17 protein-coding genes are annotated in these 17,409 nt (G+C 72.2%); 10 read left to right on the plus strand and 7 right to left on the minus strand.

All coding sequences use genetic code 11. The features are described from left to right. Positions 1-226: 226 nt before the first annotated feature. Positions 227-2,335, plus strand: a complete 2,109-nt coding sequence (locus ACWC5C_RS12300) for an AAA family ATPase (RefSeq protein ID WP_450875370.1) — start codon at positions 227-229, stop codon at positions 2,333-2,335. Here ACWC5C_RS12300 and ACWC5C_RS12305 read toward each other — a convergent pair. Beyond that, positions 2,332-3,906, minus strand: a complete 1,575-nt coding sequence (locus tag ACWC5C_RS12305; protein WP_450875371.1) for a protein kinase domain-containing protein — start codon at positions 3,904-3,906, stop codon at positions 2,332-2,334. The two genes, ACWC5C_RS12300 and ACWC5C_RS12305, sit on opposite strands and share 4 nt — an antisense overlap. Before the next feature lie 166 nt (positions 3,907-4,072). Between ACWC5C_RS12305 and ACWC5C_RS12310 the strand changes: the two genes are divergently transcribed. The 6 genes from ACWC5C_RS12310 (at position 4,073) to ACWC5C_RS12335 (ending at position 9,036) form a co-directional block, all read left to right on the plus strand. Beyond that, positions 4,073-4,672 carry an SUKH-4 family immunity protein gene (locus ACWC5C_RS12310; protein ID WP_450875372.1) on the plus strand — a complete coding sequence of 200 codons (600 nt, stop codon included), beginning with the start codon at positions 4,073-4,075 and terminating at the stop codon, positions 4,670-4,672. 39 nt (positions 4,673-4,711) lie between these two features. After that, positions 4,712-5,548: a class I SAM-dependent methyltransferase gene (locus tag ACWC5C_RS12315; protein ID WP_450875373.1), complete on the plus strand. Its 837-nt coding sequence runs from the start codon at positions 4,712-4,714 to the stop codon at positions 5,546-5,548. Positions 5,549-5,697: 149 nt separating this feature from the next. Beyond that, positions 5,698-6,606 (plus strand): TetR family transcriptional regulator C-terminal domain-containing protein, encoded by a 909-nt coding sequence (locus tag ACWC5C_RS12320; RefSeq protein ID WP_450875374.1) that lies wholly within the window; start codon positions 5,698-5,700, stop codon positions 6,604-6,606. A gap of 33 nt (positions 6,607-6,639) precedes the next feature. Beyond that, a complete protein-coding gene (locus tag ACWC5C_RS12325; RefSeq protein WP_385447382.1) occupies positions 6,640-7,533 on the plus strand; it encodes a BKACE family enzyme in 894 nt (297 codons plus the stop codon). Between the two features lie 55 nt (positions 7,534-7,588). Then, complete coding sequence (locus ACWC5C_RS12330; protein WP_450875375.1) at positions 7,589-8,566, plus strand: 3-hydroxyacyl-CoA dehydrogenase NAD-binding domain-containing protein; 978 nt, start codon at positions 7,589-7,591, stop codon at positions 8,564-8,566. Further along, positions 8,563-9,036 carry a thioesterase family protein gene (locus ACWC5C_RS12335; RefSeq protein WP_385447386.1) on the plus strand — a complete coding sequence of 158 codons (474 nt, stop codon included), beginning with the start codon at positions 8,563-8,565 and terminating at the stop codon, positions 9,034-9,036. Before ACWC5C_RS12330 ends, ACWC5C_RS12335 begins: the two co-directional genes overlap by 4 nt. A 75-nt stretch (positions 9,037-9,111) precedes the next feature. Here ACWC5C_RS12335 and ACWC5C_RS12340 read toward each other — a convergent pair whose 3' ends face one another. Both ACWC5C_RS12340 and ACWC5C_RS12345 read right to left on the minus strand, forming a co-directional pair. Beyond that, positions 9,112-10,371 carry an LCP family protein gene (locus ACWC5C_RS12340; protein WP_450875376.1) on the minus strand — a complete coding sequence of 420 codons (1,260 nt, stop codon included), beginning with the start codon at positions 10,369-10,371 and terminating at the stop codon, positions 9,112-9,114. Further along, a complete protein-coding gene (locus tag ACWC5C_RS12345) occupies positions 10,340-10,666 on the minus strand; it encodes a hypothetical protein (protein ID WP_450875556.1) in 327 nt (108 codons plus the stop codon). The genes ACWC5C_RS12340 and ACWC5C_RS12345 overlap by 32 nt, the downstream gene beginning before the upstream one ends. 246 nt (positions 10,667-10,912) lie before the next feature. Here ACWC5C_RS12345 and ACWC5C_RS12350 point away from each other — a divergent pair, with 246 nt between their 5' ends. Then, entirely contained in the window at positions 10,913-11,854 is a 942-nt protein-coding gene (locus ACWC5C_RS12350) for a 1-aminocyclopropane-1-carboxylate deaminase/D-cysteine desulfhydrase (RefSeq protein WP_450875377.1), read from the plus strand. Positions 11,855-11,969: 115 nt separating this feature from the next. Here ACWC5C_RS12350 and ACWC5C_RS12355 read toward each other — a convergent pair whose 3' ends face one another. Both ACWC5C_RS12355 and ligD read right to left on the minus strand, forming a co-directional pair. Continuing rightward, entirely contained in the window at positions 11,970-12,902 is a 933-nt protein-coding gene (locus ACWC5C_RS12355; RefSeq protein WP_450875378.1) for an ATP-dependent DNA ligase, read from the minus strand. Then, positions 12,899-13,807: a non-homologous end-joining DNA ligase gene (gene ligD / locus ACWC5C_RS12360; protein ID WP_450875379.1), complete on the minus strand. Its 909-nt coding sequence runs from the start codon at positions 13,805-13,807 to the stop codon at positions 12,899-12,901. The genes ACWC5C_RS12355 and ligD overlap by 4 nt, the downstream gene beginning before the upstream one ends. Before the next feature lie 30 nt (positions 13,808-13,837). On the opposite strand from ligD, the gene ku reads away from it, so the two are divergent. After that, entirely contained in the window at positions 13,838-14,746 is a 909-nt protein-coding gene (gene ku, locus ACWC5C_RS12365) for a non-homologous end joining protein Ku (RefSeq protein WP_450875380.1), read from the plus strand. 417 nt (positions 14,747-15,163) lie between these two features. Here the strand turns inward: ku and ACWC5C_RS12370 are convergent, their stop codons facing one another. Further along, entirely contained in the window at positions 15,164-15,991 is an 828-nt protein-coding gene (locus tag ACWC5C_RS12370) for an NAD(P)H-binding protein (RefSeq protein WP_450875381.1), read from the minus strand. A 128-nt stretch (positions 15,992-16,119) separates the two neighbouring features. On the opposite strand from ACWC5C_RS12370, the gene ACWC5C_RS12375 reads away from it, so the two are divergent. Further along, the gene (locus ACWC5C_RS12375) at positions 16,120-16,719 is read left to right on the plus strand and encodes a TetR family transcriptional regulator (RefSeq protein ID WP_450875382.1); all 600 of its coding nucleotides are present in this window, start codon (positions 16,120-16,122) and stop codon (positions 16,717-16,719) included. 3 nt (positions 16,720-16,722) lie between these two features. Here ACWC5C_RS12375 and ACWC5C_RS12380 read toward each other — a convergent pair whose 3' ends face one another. Next, positions 16,723-17,403 (minus strand): eCIS core domain-containing protein, encoded by a 681-nt coding sequence (locus ACWC5C_RS12380; RefSeq protein WP_450875383.1) that lies wholly within the window; start codon positions 17,401-17,403, stop codon positions 16,723-16,725. Positions 17,404-17,409 lie beyond the last annotated feature (6 nt).

The raw sequence follows: 17,409 nt of genomic DNA on the forward strand, positions 1-17,409 counted from the left end.
CAGCCGTACGGGCGGAATCCTTTCTACCACTTTCATATTGGCCACCCCGGACCGCGACGCGGGCGAAATTGTGCCCGGAAAAGTGATCTGAAAAGTGCCCGGTTTATTGCTCACTTGGTGCTCACCACGGGATGAGCACCCGGGGCGGCGACCCAGGTAGCGCCGCTACCCTCCTCACTCGGGCAAGCGTTCGGAGCGCGCAGGAGCAGGTCGGCCAGGGAGGGCCATGACTCACCGTGACAGCCACTCACCCGCAAGCCTCGGTGAGCACTTACGCGCGGCACGACAGCGCGCCTTCGTCGGGCGCGACCGCGAACTGGCCCGATTCCGCTCCGCGCTGGAGGGAACCGGGGACGCGTTCACTGTGCTCTTCCTCACCGGCCCCGGCGGTATCGGCAAGTCGTCGCTGCTGCGGCGCTTCGCCGACGAGGGGCATGCCGCCGGGCTGGCGGTGGTCGAACTGGACGGCCGCGACGGCGAATCCAGCCCCGCGGCGTTCGAGGCGGACGCGGCCGGGGTGTTCACCGCCGACCGGCCGGTGCTGCTGGTCGACACGTTCGAGGAATACCGGTCGATCGAGGGCTGGTTACGCGACCGGTTCCTCCCCCGGCTGCCGCTGGGGTCTGTGGTGGTCCTCGCCGGACGGCAGCCGCCCTCGGACCGCTGGCGGACCGACCCCGGCTGGGCCGGAATCCTGCGGGTCGTCAGCCTGCCGGAGCTGCCCCGGGGCGAGGCGGTCGCCCTGCTCTCGGCGCGCGGGGTGCCGCCGGAGCGGCAGTCCGGTGTCCTCTCCTTCGCGGGCGGCAATCCGCTGGCCCTGTCGCTGGCCGCCGAGGTGGCCCGTGGCGACGATGACGCGGACGGCGGCGGCGCCTGGTCACCGGCGCAGGACGTGATCGGCACGCTGGTGTCCCGGCTGGTCGGCGAGGTGCCCTCGGCGATTCACCGGCACGCCCTGGAGATCTGCGCCCACGCGCACATGACCACCGAGGAGTTGCTGCGGGCCACCCTGCCCGAGGACGGGGCGGCCCCGCCCGAGGCCGACGCGGGGGCCCTGTTCGCCTGGCTGCGCGGCCTGCCGTTCATGGAGACGGGTCCGTGCGGGATCTTTCCGCACGATGTGGTGCGCGAGAGCCTGGACGCCGATCTGCGCTGGCGTGACCCGCGGCGCTACCGGGAGATGCACGGCCGGATCCTCCGCCATCTCGTCGCACAGGTGCGGCAGGCCCGCGGCGACTCCGGCTCACTTGAGGGTTCCGGCTCCGGGGCGGGCCCGGTCCTGCGCGGGCTGTCGGCCGCCGTGCTCTACCTCCAGCGCGACGGCTTCGGCAGCAACTGGTTCGGCAGCGGACGGCCGCACGAGGTGTACGAGGACGCCCTGCGGCCCGGCGACCGCGACACGGTGCTCGAACTGGCCGCCCGGGAAGGCCCCGAGGAGAACGTGGCCATCGTCCGCCACTGGCTCGACCGGCAGCCCGGCTCCTTCCACGTCTACCGGCGCGCGGTCACCGGCGAGACGGTCGGCTTCATGTCCTGGCTGCGGCTGGCCGAGGCCCGGGCGGCGGACCTGGGCGCCGACCCCGTCGTCGCGGCGGCCTGGGCCCATGTGCACCGGACCGGCCCGCCCGCGCCCGGAGAACACCTGGGGATCGCCCGCTTCACCGTGCGCACCGACCCCAACCCCTCCCCCGCCGGGGACCTCATCAGCGCGCGCATCATGGCCGAAGTCCTCACCGGCACCGGCCTGACCTGGTCGCTCGTGGTCATGGAGGACCTGGAGAAGTTCAAGCGGCCCGTGTACACCATGGATCAGGACCCCCCGCCCGTGGTCCGGGTCGGCGACCGGGTCTACGGGCTCTTCGGCCACGACCGGCGGCGGGTGTCACCCGACGCGTTCCTCCAGCAGACGATGCGGCTGGACCCCGCCCCCGGGGACGCGCCCCCGCCCCGTACCGCCGACGCCCCGGCCCCCGCGCAGGAGCCGCTGGGCCGGGCCGAGTTCGACGCGGCCGTACGGAGCGCGCTGCGCTCCTGGCACCGGCCCGACGCGCTGGCGACCAGCCCCCTCCTGCGCACCGGGCTGGTGGCCGCCGACGCGGCCGACCCCGTCGAGGCGCTGCGGGACGTCCTGGCCGAGGCGGCCGGGAAGCTGCGCGCGGACCGGCTGGGCGAAAAGCTCCACCAGGCGGTCGCGATGACGTTCTTCGAGGGCGCCCCGACCCAGGAGGCCGCCGCGATACGGCTCGGCGTGCCGTTCAGTACGTACCGCCGCCACCTCACCCGCGGCCTCGCCCGGATCTGCGAACTGCTGTGGCACCGCCAGGTCAAGGTCTAGCGGGTGACCAGCACGTTCACTCCCAGGGTGCCCTGGTTGTCGTCCAGGCAGGTGTCGCCGTCGTTGATGCGCAGCTCCAGGGTGCCCGCGCGGGCGGCCCGGAAGCTCCACTCGCGCTCCACGCGACGGCTCGGCAGGGACTTGGGGTTGCCGGAGAAGCGGCCCAGGAGGGCACCGAAGGGGGCGGCGGAGTCGACCTTGCAGTTCCAGGCGAAGCGCAGCGCTTCGTCGTCGGTGGTGCTGTGACCGGAAGGCCCGGTCCCGGACAGCAGGTTGTGGTCCACCGTCCAGCTGCCGGTGGCGTAGCGGACCGTCACCGTGTCGCCGCGACGGATCGGGGTCCGCGTCGCGCGCTGCCAGCCCTCGGCCGCCCGGACGCTCCCCTTCGTCGTCGTGGTGACGGGAGCGGCCGGGGCTGACGTGGTGGGGGTCCGGGCGGCCGCCGGTGCGTCGTCCCCGCCGAACGGGGGCGCGCCCGTCACGGCCAGGAAGACGCCGGTGACCAGGGCGGACACGGCCCCCGCCGCCACCGGCCACCACCACTTCACGGTGCGGCGGCGGGGCGGCGGGGCGACCGCGCCGTCCACCACGGTCGGCTCCGCGCCGACGAGGGTCGGCCCGGCGCCCAGGGTGCGTACGCCCGTCATCGTCGCGGTGTCCGGCTGCGGCTGGGGCGCCCAGACCGTCGCGGCGTGGGCCTCCCCCGAAGTCGCCGGGGCGCTCGCGGCGGGCGTCAGCACGCCCGCGTCGGGGGCGCCGTCCGCGACCCGGCGCAGCGCGTCGCGCACCGCGTCCGCCGAGGGGCGCAGCTCCGGGGACTTGTGCAGCAGGGCCTCGACGACGGGCCGCAGCGGGCCGACCCGGTCCGGGATGTTCGGCTCCGCGAAGGTGACGGCGTGCAGCGCGGCGGCCTGGGTGGTGCGGTGGAACGGCGCCACCCCGGAGGCGATGGCGGACAGGGTCGCGCCCAGCGCCCACAGGTCGGACGGCGGGCCGATCTCGTCGGCGGTCAGCCGCTCGGGCGCCATGTAGCCGATGGAGCCGAGGAGTTCACCGGCCGAGGTCAGCGAGTCGTCGCCTTCCAGGGCGGCGATGCCGAAGTCGGTGAGGACGGCGCTGCCGTCCGGGCGCAGCAGGATGTTGGCGGGCTTGATGTCGCGGTGCAGCGCCCCGACGGCGTGCACGGCCTCCAGAGCGCTCAGCAGCTGGAGGCCGAGGGCGGCGGTGCGGGGCGGCGACAGGGGTCCCACGGCCGCGAGGTGGCGGTCGAGGGAGGGGCCGTCGACCAGCTCCATCGTGATCCACAACCGGTCCTCGAACTCGATCAGATCGTGGACGCCGACCACATGCGGATGGTGCACCCGGGCGATCGTACGAGCCTCCCGCACCGCCCTGCGCAGCCGTCTGTGGTGCTCGTCGCCGTCGCTGACGACATGCAGCTCCTTGACGGCGACCTCGCGCTCCAGCACCCGGTCCCGGGCACGCCAGACCGTGCCCATACCGCCCCGGCCGAGCCGGTCCAGGAGCAGATAGCGTTCGGCGATCAGCCGTCCTTCTCCGGCGGATCTCACTCGGTCTCCCCTGCTCTCTCCCCCCGGCCCCGCCGTCGCGCGGGGACGATGCGGGCGAGCATAGCCGGACCGCTGTCGTACCCGTGCGGTTGACTGAGTGCGTACGCGATCAGCACGGCGGAGCGGCAACACCGCATCCGCGCACCGCATTTCAGGGGGCACAGCGATGACCACCACCGAAGAGACCCCGCCCCGGGTTCCGGACGCCGCCTGGCTGGAGGCCCGGTTCGGCGCGGGGTCGCTGTGGCGGCCGGACGAGGCCGATCTTCCGGCCGAGCTGACCGACCGGGCGTCGCGGGAGTTCCTGACCACGGTCGGCTTCCCCGCCGTCGAGATCGGCTCCCTCCGCTTCGACTCGACCCATCTGCGGAACGCCGAGCGGCGGCACACCTTCGACGCCGACGAGCTGTACGGAAGGCGTTACCCCGACGACCACTCCCCGCCCGAGAACTTCTGCTTCTGCTTCGGCACCCGCTACGAGGACATGCTGATGCTCGACGCGGCCCTCGGCGACATCGATCACTACGACCCGAACGGCTGGGACCACGGGGAGGGCTGGAAGGGCACGGTGGCCTCCTCGCTGCCCTCGCTCGCCGTCCTGCTCGGGCTGCTCGCCGAGCGGGCTGAGGCCATCGAGGCGGTCGGGGACGACGAGGAGGCCAGGGCCGGGGCCGTCGCGGAGCTGCGCGCCGAGATGACCGCCTTCGATATATACGTGGGGGACGCCCCGTTCTGGGATGAGGTGTTCGAATATCTGGCGGAATGACCGGCGCTCCCGGCGGCCCCCGGGTGTTCAATGGGCTCCATGGCGGACGACAACGGGTGGCGCGTCGAGCTGAGCGGGGTCCCCGAGACCCTGCTGTGGAACCTGTACATGCGCGCGTACGAGGCGCGCGGGCCGCGTCCGGTGCTGGCGGACCCCAAGGCCGTCGAGCTGGCCGACCGCGTCGACTACCCCTTCGAGGAGACCTTCGGCCCGCCGAGCCCGCTGCTCGCGCAGGGGCACGCGCTGCGGGTCCGTACCTTCGACGACGCCGTACGGGACTTCCTCGCCGCCCACCCGGACGGCACCGTCGTCGCGCTCGCCGAGGGGCTGGAGACCCAGTACTGGCGGGTGGACAACGGACGGGCCCGCTGGCTGTGCGTCGAGCTGCCGGAGACCGCCGCCGTGCGCCGCGCCCTGCTGCCGGACGACGGGCGGCGGCGCACCCTCGCCCGGTCGGCGCTCGACCTGTCCTGGCGGAACGAGGTCGACACCTCGCGCGGGGTGCTGATCACCGCGCAGGGGCTGCTGATGTATCTGCGGCCCACCGAGGTACGGGACCTGATCGCCGGGTGCGCGGAGGGATTTCCGGGCGGGGCGCTGGTCTTCGACGCGGTGCCGCGCTGGTTCAGCGCGCGCACGCTCCGCGGCGAGCTGCGCACCGCGCGGGGATACCGGCCGCCGCCCATGCCGTGGGGCATGAACGCGGGGGAGCTGGCGAAGGTCCGTACCGCCCATCCGAGGATCTCCGAGGTGCGGGAGCTGCCGCCGCCGCGCGGGCGGGGGCTGTACCACGGGGCGCTGGTGCCGGTGGCGCGGCGGCTGCCGGGTATACGGAATCTGCGGCCCACGATGACCGCGATCGCACGCTTCGGCTGAGTGGCTGGTTTCCTACCGATCTCCACTGATCGCCGAGTCAGTCCACGGCGCATCACCCGGGTGAAATTCCGGTACGTAGCAGCCCATAAGGGGTCAACCCTCACCAGCATCCGTTGCGCTTATCTCAACACCTCCGTACGGTGTCGGCCATGCGGCAAAAGTTCGACGTCGCGGCACGTGTCCGTCAGGTGATCGACGAAGCGGGCTGCAGCCAGCGGGAATTCGCGCGGCGTGTGGTGATGGACCCCTCCAAGCTGTCCCGCTCGCTCGGCGGCACCCGCCGTTTCACCGTGGCCGAACTGGCCCGGATCGCCGACGCGGGCCGGGTCGACGCCGGGTGGCTGCTCGGCACCACCGGCCCCGGCGAACCCGACGCCGACACCCCTGAACCGGCCGCCCGCACCTCTCCCCCCGAGGGCGGGCGGCCTCTCCAGATCGTGCGGGAGACGGTCCGGCTGATCGCCGAGCACGGCTTCCACTCCGTACGCGTCGCCGACATCGCCGCCGCCTGCGACACCAGCACCGCCGCCATCCACTACCACTTCCCCGGCCGCGCCGAATTACTGGAAGCCGCCGTGCGGTGGTGCATGGACGAGGACACCGTCCGCCGCGCCACCCGCCTCGCCGAGGCCGACGACGCCCTGGAGGAGCTGCGCCAGCTCATCGACCTCCAGGTCCCGGACAGCACCCAGCAGCGCGACCAGTGGCTGGTGTGGATGGACCTGTGGTCCGAGGCCGCGCGCTCGACCGCCATCGGGCGGCTGCACGCCGAGTTCTACCGGGAGTGGCGGCGGACGATCGCCGAGGTGATCCGGCGCGGCATCACCCAGGGCGTCTTCCGCGACGTCGACCCCGAGTTCAGCGCGCTGCGGCTCACCGCGCTGATCGACGGCTTCGCCACCCAGGTGGTGGCCACCGCGCCCGGCGAGGGCGGTACGAGCGCGGAGCACATGCGCGCCGCCTGCCTCGCCCACCTCGACGCGGAGCTGTCCGCACAGCCCCCTCACCGTCCCGACGAGCACCGTCCCGACGAAGCCTGTTCATCCCCGTTCCCGTAGCTACGGAGCAGTCGCAGAAGACGGAGAAACGCCATGCCCATGAACGACAGCGTCATCATCACCTGCGCCCTCACCGGGGCCGGTGACACCGTGGGCCGCAGCCCCCACGTCCCCGTCACCCCCGAGCAGATAGCCCGTTCCGCGGTCGAGGCCGCGGAGGCCGGGGCGGCCGTGGTCCACATCCACGTACGCGACCCCGAGACCGGCGCCCCCTCCCGCGATCCGCGGCTCTACCGCGAGGTCGTGGAGCGGGTGAAGGAGACCGGCACCGACGTCGTCATCAACCTCACCGCGGGCATGGGCGGCGACCTCGTCATCGACCCCGAGGCACCGCTGACCCACCTCCCCGGCACCGACCTGGTCAGCGGCCTGGACCGGCTCCCGCACGTCGAGGACCTGCTGCCCGACATCTGCACCCTGGACTGCGGCTCGCTCAACTTCGGCGACGGCAGCAACCTCTACGTCTCCACCCCCGACATGCTGCGCACCGGCGCGAAGCGCATCCAGGACCTGGGCGTCCGCCCCGAGCTGGAGATCTTCGACACCGGACAGCTGTGGTTCGCCAAGCAGCTGCTGGCCGAGGGGCTGCTGGACGACCCGACCGTCTTCCAGCTGTGCATGGGCATCCCGTGGGGCGCCCCCGCCGAGCCGGGCGTCCTCAAGGCCATGGTCGACATCCTGCCCGAGGGCGCGCAGTGGGCCAGCTTCGCGCTGGGCCGCATGCAGATGCCGTGGGTCGCCCAGTCCATCCTGCTCGGCGGCAACGTACGGGTCGGCCTGGAGGACAACCTCTACCTCAGCCGGGGCGTCAAGGCCACCAACGGCCAGCTGGTCGAGCGCGCCGTCCAGATCACCGAGCTGCTGGGCGCGGCCGTCGCCACACCGGACGAGGCCCGCCAGCGGCTCGGCCTCAAGCCCCGCTCGTAGCGCCCCGCGTGTAACGCCCCCTGAAGCCTTAGGCCCCTCCTCCCTTAGGACCCCCATGCCCTCACCCCCCTGCGCACCCGACCGTGTCCGCCGCGTCGCCTGTATCGGCGCGGGCGTCATCGGCGGCGGCTGGGTCGCCCACTTCCTCGCCCGCGGCTACGACGTCACCGCCTGGGACCCGGCGCCGGACGCCGGGACCAAGCTGCGCCGCCTGGTCGACGCCGCCTGGCCCGCCCTGGAGCAGATCGGCCTGGCCGAGGGCGCCTCACCGGACCGGCTCACCCTCGCCCCGACCCTCGAAGAGGCCGTCGCCGACGCGGAGTTCGTCCAGGAGAGCGCCCCCGAGAAGCTGGAGCTGAAGCGGAGCCTGCTGGCCCAGCTGGACGCGGCCGCCCCGGCGGGCGCCGTCATCGCGTCCTCCACCTCCGGCTACCCGATGACCGACATGCAGACGGAGGCCACCGACCCCGGCCGCCTCCTCGTCGGCCACCCGTTCAACCCGCCGTACCTCATCCCCCTGGTCGAGGTCGTCGGCGGCGAGAAGACCGACCCGGCCGCCGTGGAATGGGCCTCCGCCTTCTACAAGGCCGCGGGCAAGTCCGTCATCACCATGGACCGCGAACTGCCCGGCTTCATCGCCAACCGCCTCCAGGAGGCACTGTGGCGCGAGGCCCTGCACATGGTGGCGAGCGGTGAGGCCACCGTGCGGGACATCGACGACTCGATCACCGAAGGACCCGGTCTGCGCTGGGCCTTCATGGGCCCGTGCCTGACGTTCGCCCTCGCGGGAGGCGAGGGCGGCATGGGGCATATGCTCGATCACTTCGGACCGTCACTGAAATCGCCATGGACGCGTCTCGAAGCCCCTGAGCTGGACGACTCGTTGCGTACGGCCATGGTCGACGGATGTGACGAGGCGGCGGCCGGGCGGAGTATCGCCCAGCTCGTCGCGGAAAGGGACCAGGGCGTGATCAACGTCCTGCGGGCGACCGGCCGGTTGCCCGAGCAGCGCAACGAGGGAGGCGACAAGTGAGCGACCAGCTCCCCCACTACCACCAGACCGTCCGACCGGAATGGATCGACTACAACGGTCATATGAGCGAGGCGTTCTACGTCCTCGTCTTCGGACACAGCACGGACGAGATGATGGTCGAGACCGGTCTCGACTCCGGATACCGGGTGAAGACCGGCTGCTCCCTCTACACCGTCGAGACGCACATCCGCTATCTCCACGAAGTCGAGGAAGGCGCCGAGCTGACCATCCGCACCCGGGTGCTGGGTGTGGACGAGAAGAAGGTGCGGTTCTCCCACGAGATGTACGTGGGCGACCCGGAGAGCGGCGATCCGGTGGCCACCACCGAACTCCTCGCCCTCCACATCGACCAGAAGGCGGGCGGTTCGGCACCGTTCCCCGAGGAGATCCGCGAGCGGCTCACCTCCCTGGTCGAGAAGGCACCCGACTGGGCGGGCCGCTCCATAGGCGCGGTCCCCACAGCCGCCTAGGCGCGGCGCACGCAGAGACGAGGGGGTCACCGGCCGTTCGCGGCCCGGTGACCCCCTCGACGCGTCAGGCCCGGCTCACGGCGTGTCGGAGACGGTGACCGGCTCGTCGTTGTTGAGCTGCCGTACGAGCTGCTTGAGCTTGCCCTCGTCCCACTGGAGGTTGCCGCCGGTGCTGCCCGATGTCGGCATGTTCATGGACTTGCCGCCGCTGCTGGTGACGTCCTTCATCGCGAAGAACATCTCGGCCAGCAGGTACGGGTTCATGTCCTTGTCGACGATCAGCGTGTCCAGTCCGGCCCCCATGGTGGGGTAGAGCGCGAACGGGTTCAGCAGCGTGCTGGGCGTCGCCGTCTGCGCGGCCAGGGCGGACAGGAACTTCTGCTGGTTCTTCGTCCGGTCCAGGTCGCTGGCGGCGAACGCGTGGCGGCTGCGGACGAACGCGAGCGCCTGCTGCCCGTTCATCGTCTGCTGACCCGCCTCGAAGTCCGCGCCCGCCTGCTTGTCCTTGAACCCCTTGTCGAGGTTCATGTCGACGCCGCCGATGGCGTCCACGATGTCGGCGAAGCCGGAGAACCCGATCTCCGCGTAGTGGTCGATGTGCAGACCGGTGTTGGCCTCGACGGTGCGGACGAGCAGCTGCGGGCCGTCGATGGAGTACGCGGCGTTCAGCTTGTTGGCCCCCATGGGCCCCTTGATCTCCCCGGACTCCGATCCGCGGAACTTCGGGATGGTCACGTTCGAGTCGCGCGGCAGCGATATGAGCGTCGGACCGGAAGCACCGTCGTGCAGGATCATCATCGAGTCCGTGCGCTTGCCGTCGGCCGAGCCGGTGTGCAGGTCCTTCTTCCGCTGGTCCGACATGCCCTCACGGCTGTCGGACCCGACGATCAGATAGTTGGTGCCGTCCCCCGCCTCGGGACGGTCGATCACCTGGCTGAGATCGACTTCCTTGCGCAGCTTGGAATCGGCCCAGAAATACGTGGCGACCGAGGCGACCAGCAGCACGACGACCACGGTGACCAGAACGCGTTTCACCGTCCGGCCACGCCGCCGATAAGGCACCTCGGGCCGCCCGCCGCCCCCGCCTCCCTGCTGAGGCGGAATACCAGGATGCCCGCCCGGCGGCGGGGCATACGCGGGGTCGTGGAAATCGGGGTTTCTACTGCCGGTCCATTCGCTCATGCCCGGCAGTGTGCATTCTTCATGGGGCGAAAAGCCAAATCGAGTTCCCGTCCGTTCTCTCCGTACCCTCCTCAGCGCCGGAGGGCCGGAGAGTGTTACGCGAACCAGCGACCGCGCAGGGTCAGAGCCGCCGCACCCAGGAGGCGACGCCATGACCGACACCGAGGTAAATCAGCGCGGGCAGCGCGTAGTTGAGGAAGACGCGCGCCCCTTCGGGCTCCATGGTGAAGATGTCCTGCGACCAGCCCGCGAGCCAGTCCGCCACACCGTGCACAAAGCCGACAAAGACGTTCGCCTCGTTCGCGCCGAGCAGGTACAGCAGGATCCACAGACCCAGAAAGATCGCGGCGACGTCCGCGATGCCATGAATGATCAGCGCCGTCCGCTCCGCCCCGAGGCGGCTGGACGGATTCGCGTGATGGTGGTTGTACGGACCGTTGTCCACCATACGGTCATGGGGATTGCTCATGGGCGTCTCTTAGCCGGGCCGACCCACCCGAAACTGCCTTCACATTCACTTCACAGCAATGTCCTCGGCGCGTTATCCATTCCGCACCGGAGCGGAGATCTGATCGACTTTTTCGCGGCCGACAACTAGACGCATCCCCATCGGAGTTGTCGTAAAACGTGAAGCCCCTTCAAGAAAGGGCCGCCACCGTGTCCAGAGCCACCGGGCAGCGGTCAGAATGGACGGGTGAGACCGCCGACAGACCCCGCCGACCCCCTGCACCGGGCACCGTCGCCGCTGCACGACCTGCACGACGAGTGGCTTGCCGGGCGGGGCCTGGAGCTGCGGCTGAAGCGGGACGATCTGATCCATCCCACCGTCCCCGGCAACAAGTGGCGCAAGCTCACGCCCAACCTGCGGGCCGCCGTCGAGCAGGGGCATACGCGGCTGCTCACCTTCGGCGGGGCCTACTCCAACCACATCCGGGCCGTCGCCGCGGCCGGGGCCGCCTGGGGGCTGTCCACCGTCGGGGTCATCCGGGGCGACGAACTCGCCGACGCCCCGCGCAACTGGTCACTCGCCCTCGCCGCGTCGTACGGCATGGAGCTGTCCTTCCTCGACCGGTCCGGCTACCGCCGGACCCTGCGCTCCCTGGACGACCCGGGGACGCTGCGGGAGCTGGAGGCGCGGTGGGGGCGGGCTTACGTCCTGCCGGAGGGCGGGACGAACGCGCTCGCCGCGCGCGGGACCGCCGACCTCGTCGCGGAGCTGCCCGGCCTGGGCCCGCGCGACATCGTGTGCTGCGCCGTCGGCACCGGCGGCACGCTGGCCGGTATCGCCGCCGCCCTGCCGGAGGGCGCGCGGGCGGTGGGGTTCGCCGTGCTGAAGGGGGCGGACGGGTATCTGGAGGACGAGGTCGCGGGGCTGCACCGGCGCGGGTGGGGGCGGACGTTCGGCAACTGGCGCATCGAGCACGGCTGGCACGGCGGCGGATACGGGCGGGTCCCGGCCGGGCTGGAGGCGTTCGCGGCCGGGTTCGAGGAGCGGCACGGGGTGCGGGTGGAGCGGCGGTACGTGGCGAAGATGCTGTGGGGCGTCTACGGCCTGGCCGAGGCGGGGGCGCTGCCTCGGGGCTGCCGGGTGACGGCGGTCGTCACCGGCCCGCCGGACCCCGCGGCGGCCGGGTAGGGGGCTCCTCCCCCACTCCGCCCCTTCCCGAAACCGGGGCTCCGCCCCGGGCCCCGGTCCTCAATCGCCGGACGGGCTGGAGTGCGGAGGACCGAGCGCGGGTCCGGGCGCCCGGTCACCCCTCGGTCCGCAGGCGGATGACCGCCGTCGCGGCGTGGCGGACCGTGCTCTCCTGGCGTACCTCCACCGTCAGCTCCGGGGGAATCGGCTGGTAGGTGATCCACGCGCCGACCGTGTCGATCGCCGTGGGCGGGTCGGCGGGCGCGGGTTCGGCGGGCAGGTCCCGCAGGGCCGTGGTGAGCTGGGCGCGGACCGCCGGGGTGAGGGGGCCGGAGACGACCGGGGTGTCGTCGCCCGGCAGGACGAGGGCCAGGGCGCGGGGGCGGAAGCGGGGGCCGACGACGCCGACGACCAGGGCGTCCCGGGTCTCCGAGTGCCGCAGTTTCCGCCAGTGCCGCCCGGACCGGTACGGCTGGTCGGGGCTCTTGACCACCAGCCCCTCGACGCCGATGGCCGGGAACGCCTCGTACCAGGTGGCGGCCAGCTCCGGGTCCATGGTCATCGGGACGGCCTGGAGGGGCGGGCCGAGCGGTTCGAGGAGCGTCGCCAGAAGGGCGCGGCGTTCGGCGTACGGCCGGGGGCGCAGGTCGTCCGTACCGCTCGCGAGGAGGTCGAACGCGGCGTAGGAGGCGGGGAGTTGGCGGGCCAGCCGCTCCGCGCGGGCCTCGCTCGCGGCGGTGGCGCGCTTCTGGACGGCGGCGAAGTCGGTGCGGCCGCCGACCCACACCACCACCTCACCATCCAGCACCGTGCCCACCGGGAGCCGTCGCGCGGCGGCCGCCAGGTCCGGGAAGGCGCGGGTGACGATGCGGCCGGAGCGGGCCTGCAGCTGCACCCCGTCCGCCAGCCGGAAGATCAGCAGCCGGTGGCCGTCGAACTTCGGCTCGTAGGCCAGCCGCCGCCCGGGCTCGGCGACCGGCAGGGTCTGGATGGGCCGGGCCAGCGCCACCGGCACGGGTGGCAGCAGGGGCGGCGGCGCGGGGGTCATGGGGTGGCGGGCAGCGGGTGGGCCCGTGCCGGGTCGAGGAGCGGGGCGAGCAGGTCGCCGTGGCGGTCGAGGCGTTCGGGCAGGTCGTCGATGCGGAAGACCAGCCGCCCGGGGTCGTCGCACGCCTCCACCTCGTCCCAGGTCACGGGCGTGGAGACGGTCGGCTCCCGGCGGGCGCGGGGCGTATAGGGGGCGGCGGTGGTCTTGGCGGCGGCGTTCTGGCTGAAGTCGACGAACACCTTCCCGGGCCGCAGCGAGCGCGTCATCTTCTGGATCGCCAGCCCCGGCAGCGCGGCGGCGGCCTCCGCCGCGAGCCGCCGGGCGTAGTGGGTGACCTGCCGGGACGGGGCCGGTTCCAGCGGGGTCAGCAGATGCAGGCCCTTGGAGCCGCTGGTCTTGGCGTACGCGGCCAGCCCGTCCGTACGCAGCCGCTCCCGCAGCCATACGGCGACGGCGCAGCAGTCCACGATCGTGGCGGGCGGGCCGGGGTCGAGGTCGAAGACGAGGCGGTCGGCGAGGCCCGCCCCCGCGTCGGTCCGCTCGTCGACCCGCCACATGGGCGCGTGGAACTCCACCACCAGGTTCGCCGCCCACATCAGCGACGCCAGATCCTGCACCAGCACCTGTCGCGCGGTCTCCCCCGCATGGCGGCTGACCTCGGCGGTCGTCACCCAGGAGGGCGTGCCGGGCGGCGGATTCTTGGTGAAGAACAGCTGCCCGTCCGGCCCGTCCGGATACCGCAGGAACGCGAGCGGCCGCCCCCGCAGATGGCCCAGCATCGCGTCCGCCGAGGACGCCAGGTAGTGCAGCAGCTCGCCCTTGGTGGTGCCGGTGGCCGGATGGATGACCTTGTCGAGGTTCCTGAGCGCGATCCGTCGCCCCTCCACCTCCGTGATCGGGGACATACGATAAGAATCTCACGAAAGGGATCAAGCATGCGATCTATCTGGAATGGGAACATTTCGTTCGGACTGGTGAGCATCCCGATCAAGATGTATCCGGCGACCGAGGACCACTCGGTGTCCTTCCGGCAGATCCACACCTCCGACGGCGGTCGCATCCGGTATCGCAAGGTCTGCGAGCTGGAGGACAAGCAGGTCGACGCGGAGGAGATCGGCAAGGCGTACGAAGACGCCGACGGTGCCCTGATCCCGATCACCGACGAGGACCTGGCCGCGCTTCCGCTGCCGACGACCCGTGCCCTGGAGATCGAGGCGTTCGTGAACGCCTCGGACATCGATCCGCTGCAGATGGGCGACGCGTACTACCTCGGCGCCAACGGTACGGCCGCCGCGAAGCCGTACGCGCTCCTGCGCGAGGCCCTCAAGCGCAGCGAGAAGGTCGCCATCACGAAGTACGCCCACCGCGGGCGCGAGCGGCTCGGGATGCTGCGCGTCGTCGGCGACGCCATCGCCATGCACCGGCTGCTATGGCCGGACGAGGTCCGTGAACCGGCGGGCGTCGCCCCCAAGGAGAAGGTCACGGTGAAGCCCGCCGAGCTGGACCTCGCCGACACCCTGATGGCCACGCTCGGCGAGGTGAACCTGAGCGAGCTGCACGACGAGTACCACGAGGCCCTGGAGGCCATGGTGGCGGCGAAGGTCTCCGGCGCGACCCCGACCGCCGAACCGGGCGAGCGGCCGAGCGGTGCGCAGGTGGTGGACCTGATGGCCGCGCTGAAGGACAGCGTCCGCAGCGCGAAGGAGGCGCGTGGCGAGAAGGCCTCGGTCACGGACCTGAGCGACCGCAAGAAGCCCCCCGCGAAGAAGACGGCGAAGAAGGCCGCAGCGGCGAAGAAGGCGACCGCGAAGAAGAAGACGCCCCCCAAGAAGCGGGGCGCCTGAGGCCGGTGGCCGCTGCGCGGCGGCTCTCCCCTACCCCGCCCCTTCCCGAAACCGGGGACACCCCGGGCCCCGGGCTGGTTGGGGTTTCGCCGCCGGGCGGGGCCGGTGGGTGGGGCGGGCCAGGCCCCGGGCTGGTTGGGGTTTCACGGCCGGGTGCGGGTCGGTGGGTGGGTTGTGCCCACCCGTTCCGCCCCGGCGGAACGATTGCCCACAACCGGGGGGCAGGTAGCCACCGGGGGGAGGGGGTGGGGTCGCAGGGGTGGGGGCCTGGACGACGACGTGTATGTGTGGCGCCTACTCCCGGCCAACCCCACGTTCTTCGGTGGTGGCGCCAAAAATATGCGCGTCCAGGCCCCTGCCCCGGAGGCCCCGCCCCCGGCACCACCCACCGCACCCCAGCAACCACGCCCCCACCGGTCAGCTGAAGGCGGGCGCGTGGTCGGAGACCCACTCCGCGAACGTCCGCGCCGGGCGGCCCGTGATGCGCTCCACCTCCGGGGAGATCGCCTGCGGACGCCCCACCGTCTCCGCGAAGACCCGCAGCAGCGAATCGGCGACCTCCGGCGTCATGAACCCCCCGACCATCTTCTCGCGCGCCACCTCCGCCGGAATCTCCTCGTACCGCAGCGGCCGCCCGATCACCTCGCCGATGACCCGCACCTGATCGGCGAAGGTCAGCGACTCCGGGCCGGTCAGCTCGGGCGTCTGGCCGAGCAGGTCGTCGGTGAGGAGGGCGCGGGCGGCGACGGCGCCCATGTCGGCCTCGTGGATGGGGGCCATGTGCGCCCCGGCGTACGCGCCGTACACCACGTCCCCGGCCTTGATCTGGTCCGCCCAGCCCAGGGCGTTCGCGGCGAAGGCGCCCGGGCGGATGTGGGTCCACTCCAGGCCCGACTGCCGGACCTGCTCCTCCAGGCCTCGGTGGAGGGCGCCGATCGGGTTGGCCTGCGGGTCCGTGTCGTCGAGGACGGAGGACGAGGAGAGCATCACGACGCGCCGCAGCCCGCTCTCCTTGGCCCGCTCCAGCAGCTTGTCGGCGCCCAGCTGCCACACCACGGCCGGGTTGAGGAACAGCGCGGAGGCGCCCTCCAGCGGCAGGTCCTCGGTGCGGGCCGCCTCGACGCCGTCGGGGAAGCGCGCGGTCCGGGGGTCGCGGGTGAGGGCGCGGACCTCCGCGCCCGCGTCGACCAGCTCCTTCACCACGTGCGCGCCGACGTTTCCGGTGGCTCCGGTTACCACGATCATGACGAATCTCCCCTGACTGTCCTGTGCGGTCAGCTCCAGGTTCATCCAACCGGATGAAGTTGTCAAACATATAGATGGGTGAAGAGGGGCGGTAGCCTGGTGCGGTCGAGCACGGAGGAGTTGACGACATGGAGGGGACGCCGAAGAGGCCCCGCCGCGCCCCCGCACCCGAGGAGCGCAAGCTGTGCCCGGAGCGCTCCCGGCGGCTGCTGCTGGAGGCGGCCCGGGACGAGTTCGCGCAGAAGGGGTTCGCGGGCGCCCGGGTGCAGGACATCGCGGACCGGGCGGGCGTCAACAAGCAGCTGATCGCGTACCACTTCGGCGGCAAGGAGGGCTTGTACCGGGAGCTGGGCCGCGAGTGGCTGAAGCGCGAGGAGAGCTTCAACGACCCCGCGATCCCGCTGGACGAGCTGGTGATCCGCTATCTGAGGGAGGCGTTCGCCGACCCGCGGGCGACCCGGTTCAACGCCTGGTGCGGCCTCGACGACGCCGCGCCGGAGGGGGACCCGGAAGACCTGTCCGACCTGCGGCGCCGCCAGGCGGAGGGCGAGATCGCGGAGGACATCGATCCCGCCATGGCGATGCTGCTCTACGTCAGCCTGGTGACGGCGCCGATCGCGCTGCCGCACGCGGTGCGCCAGCTCTTCGACGCCGACCCGGAGTCGCCGGAGTTCCGCGAGCACTACGCGGAGCAACTGCGGAGGGTCGTCCGCCATCTGGCGACGTGAGGTTCAGCGCCGGGCGGTGACGGAGGGGGCGGTCGCCTGGCCCGTGGCGTAGGCGTGGCCGTCCTGCTCGGCCGCCTGCTCGGAGTCCTGCCTCGGGTTGGTGACGGTGACTCCGGCGCCGTTGCTGTGCCCCGTCTCGGGTACGCCCTTGAGGTTCTTGTCGACGTGGCTCAGCTCGTGCCCGATCAGCTTCTCGTCGCCCGAGGTCCCGGCGGAGAGGAAGATGTGGTTGCCGATGGTCATGGCCTGGGCGCCCATCGCCGCCGTGGCACGCTGCGCCACCGCGTCACGGTGGAGGCGGGTCGAGGAGAGCTGGTCGTTCTGATAGAACGCCCCGGCCTTGGCCACGACCGATGAGGGCAGCGACTCGCTGGACGAGTTCATCGCGGCGGCCACGAGGGCGCTCTGGCCTTCCGGGCTGGTGTCCCGTACCGCCTCGTCCTCGTCTTCGGACCGCTGCACCGGAGGGGTCTGGTGTCCGCATCCGGCGCCGTGCTGGTGCTGGTCCCGCGCGCCGGGGTGCCCGGCCCGCCGCAGCATCTCGACCACCGCCTGATTCCCGGCCCGGCCCTGCTGGGCGAGCATCCGCTGTACGGCCGTTCCGGCGGAGGCGGGGGTCGCTCGCGGCCGCTGAGGGGCCCGCCCTTCGCCCTTCTTGGTGTTCTCGTCACGGGCCAGTCCCATAGGTCT

This window comes from Streptomyces sp. NPDC001700 (assembly GCF_053596435.1).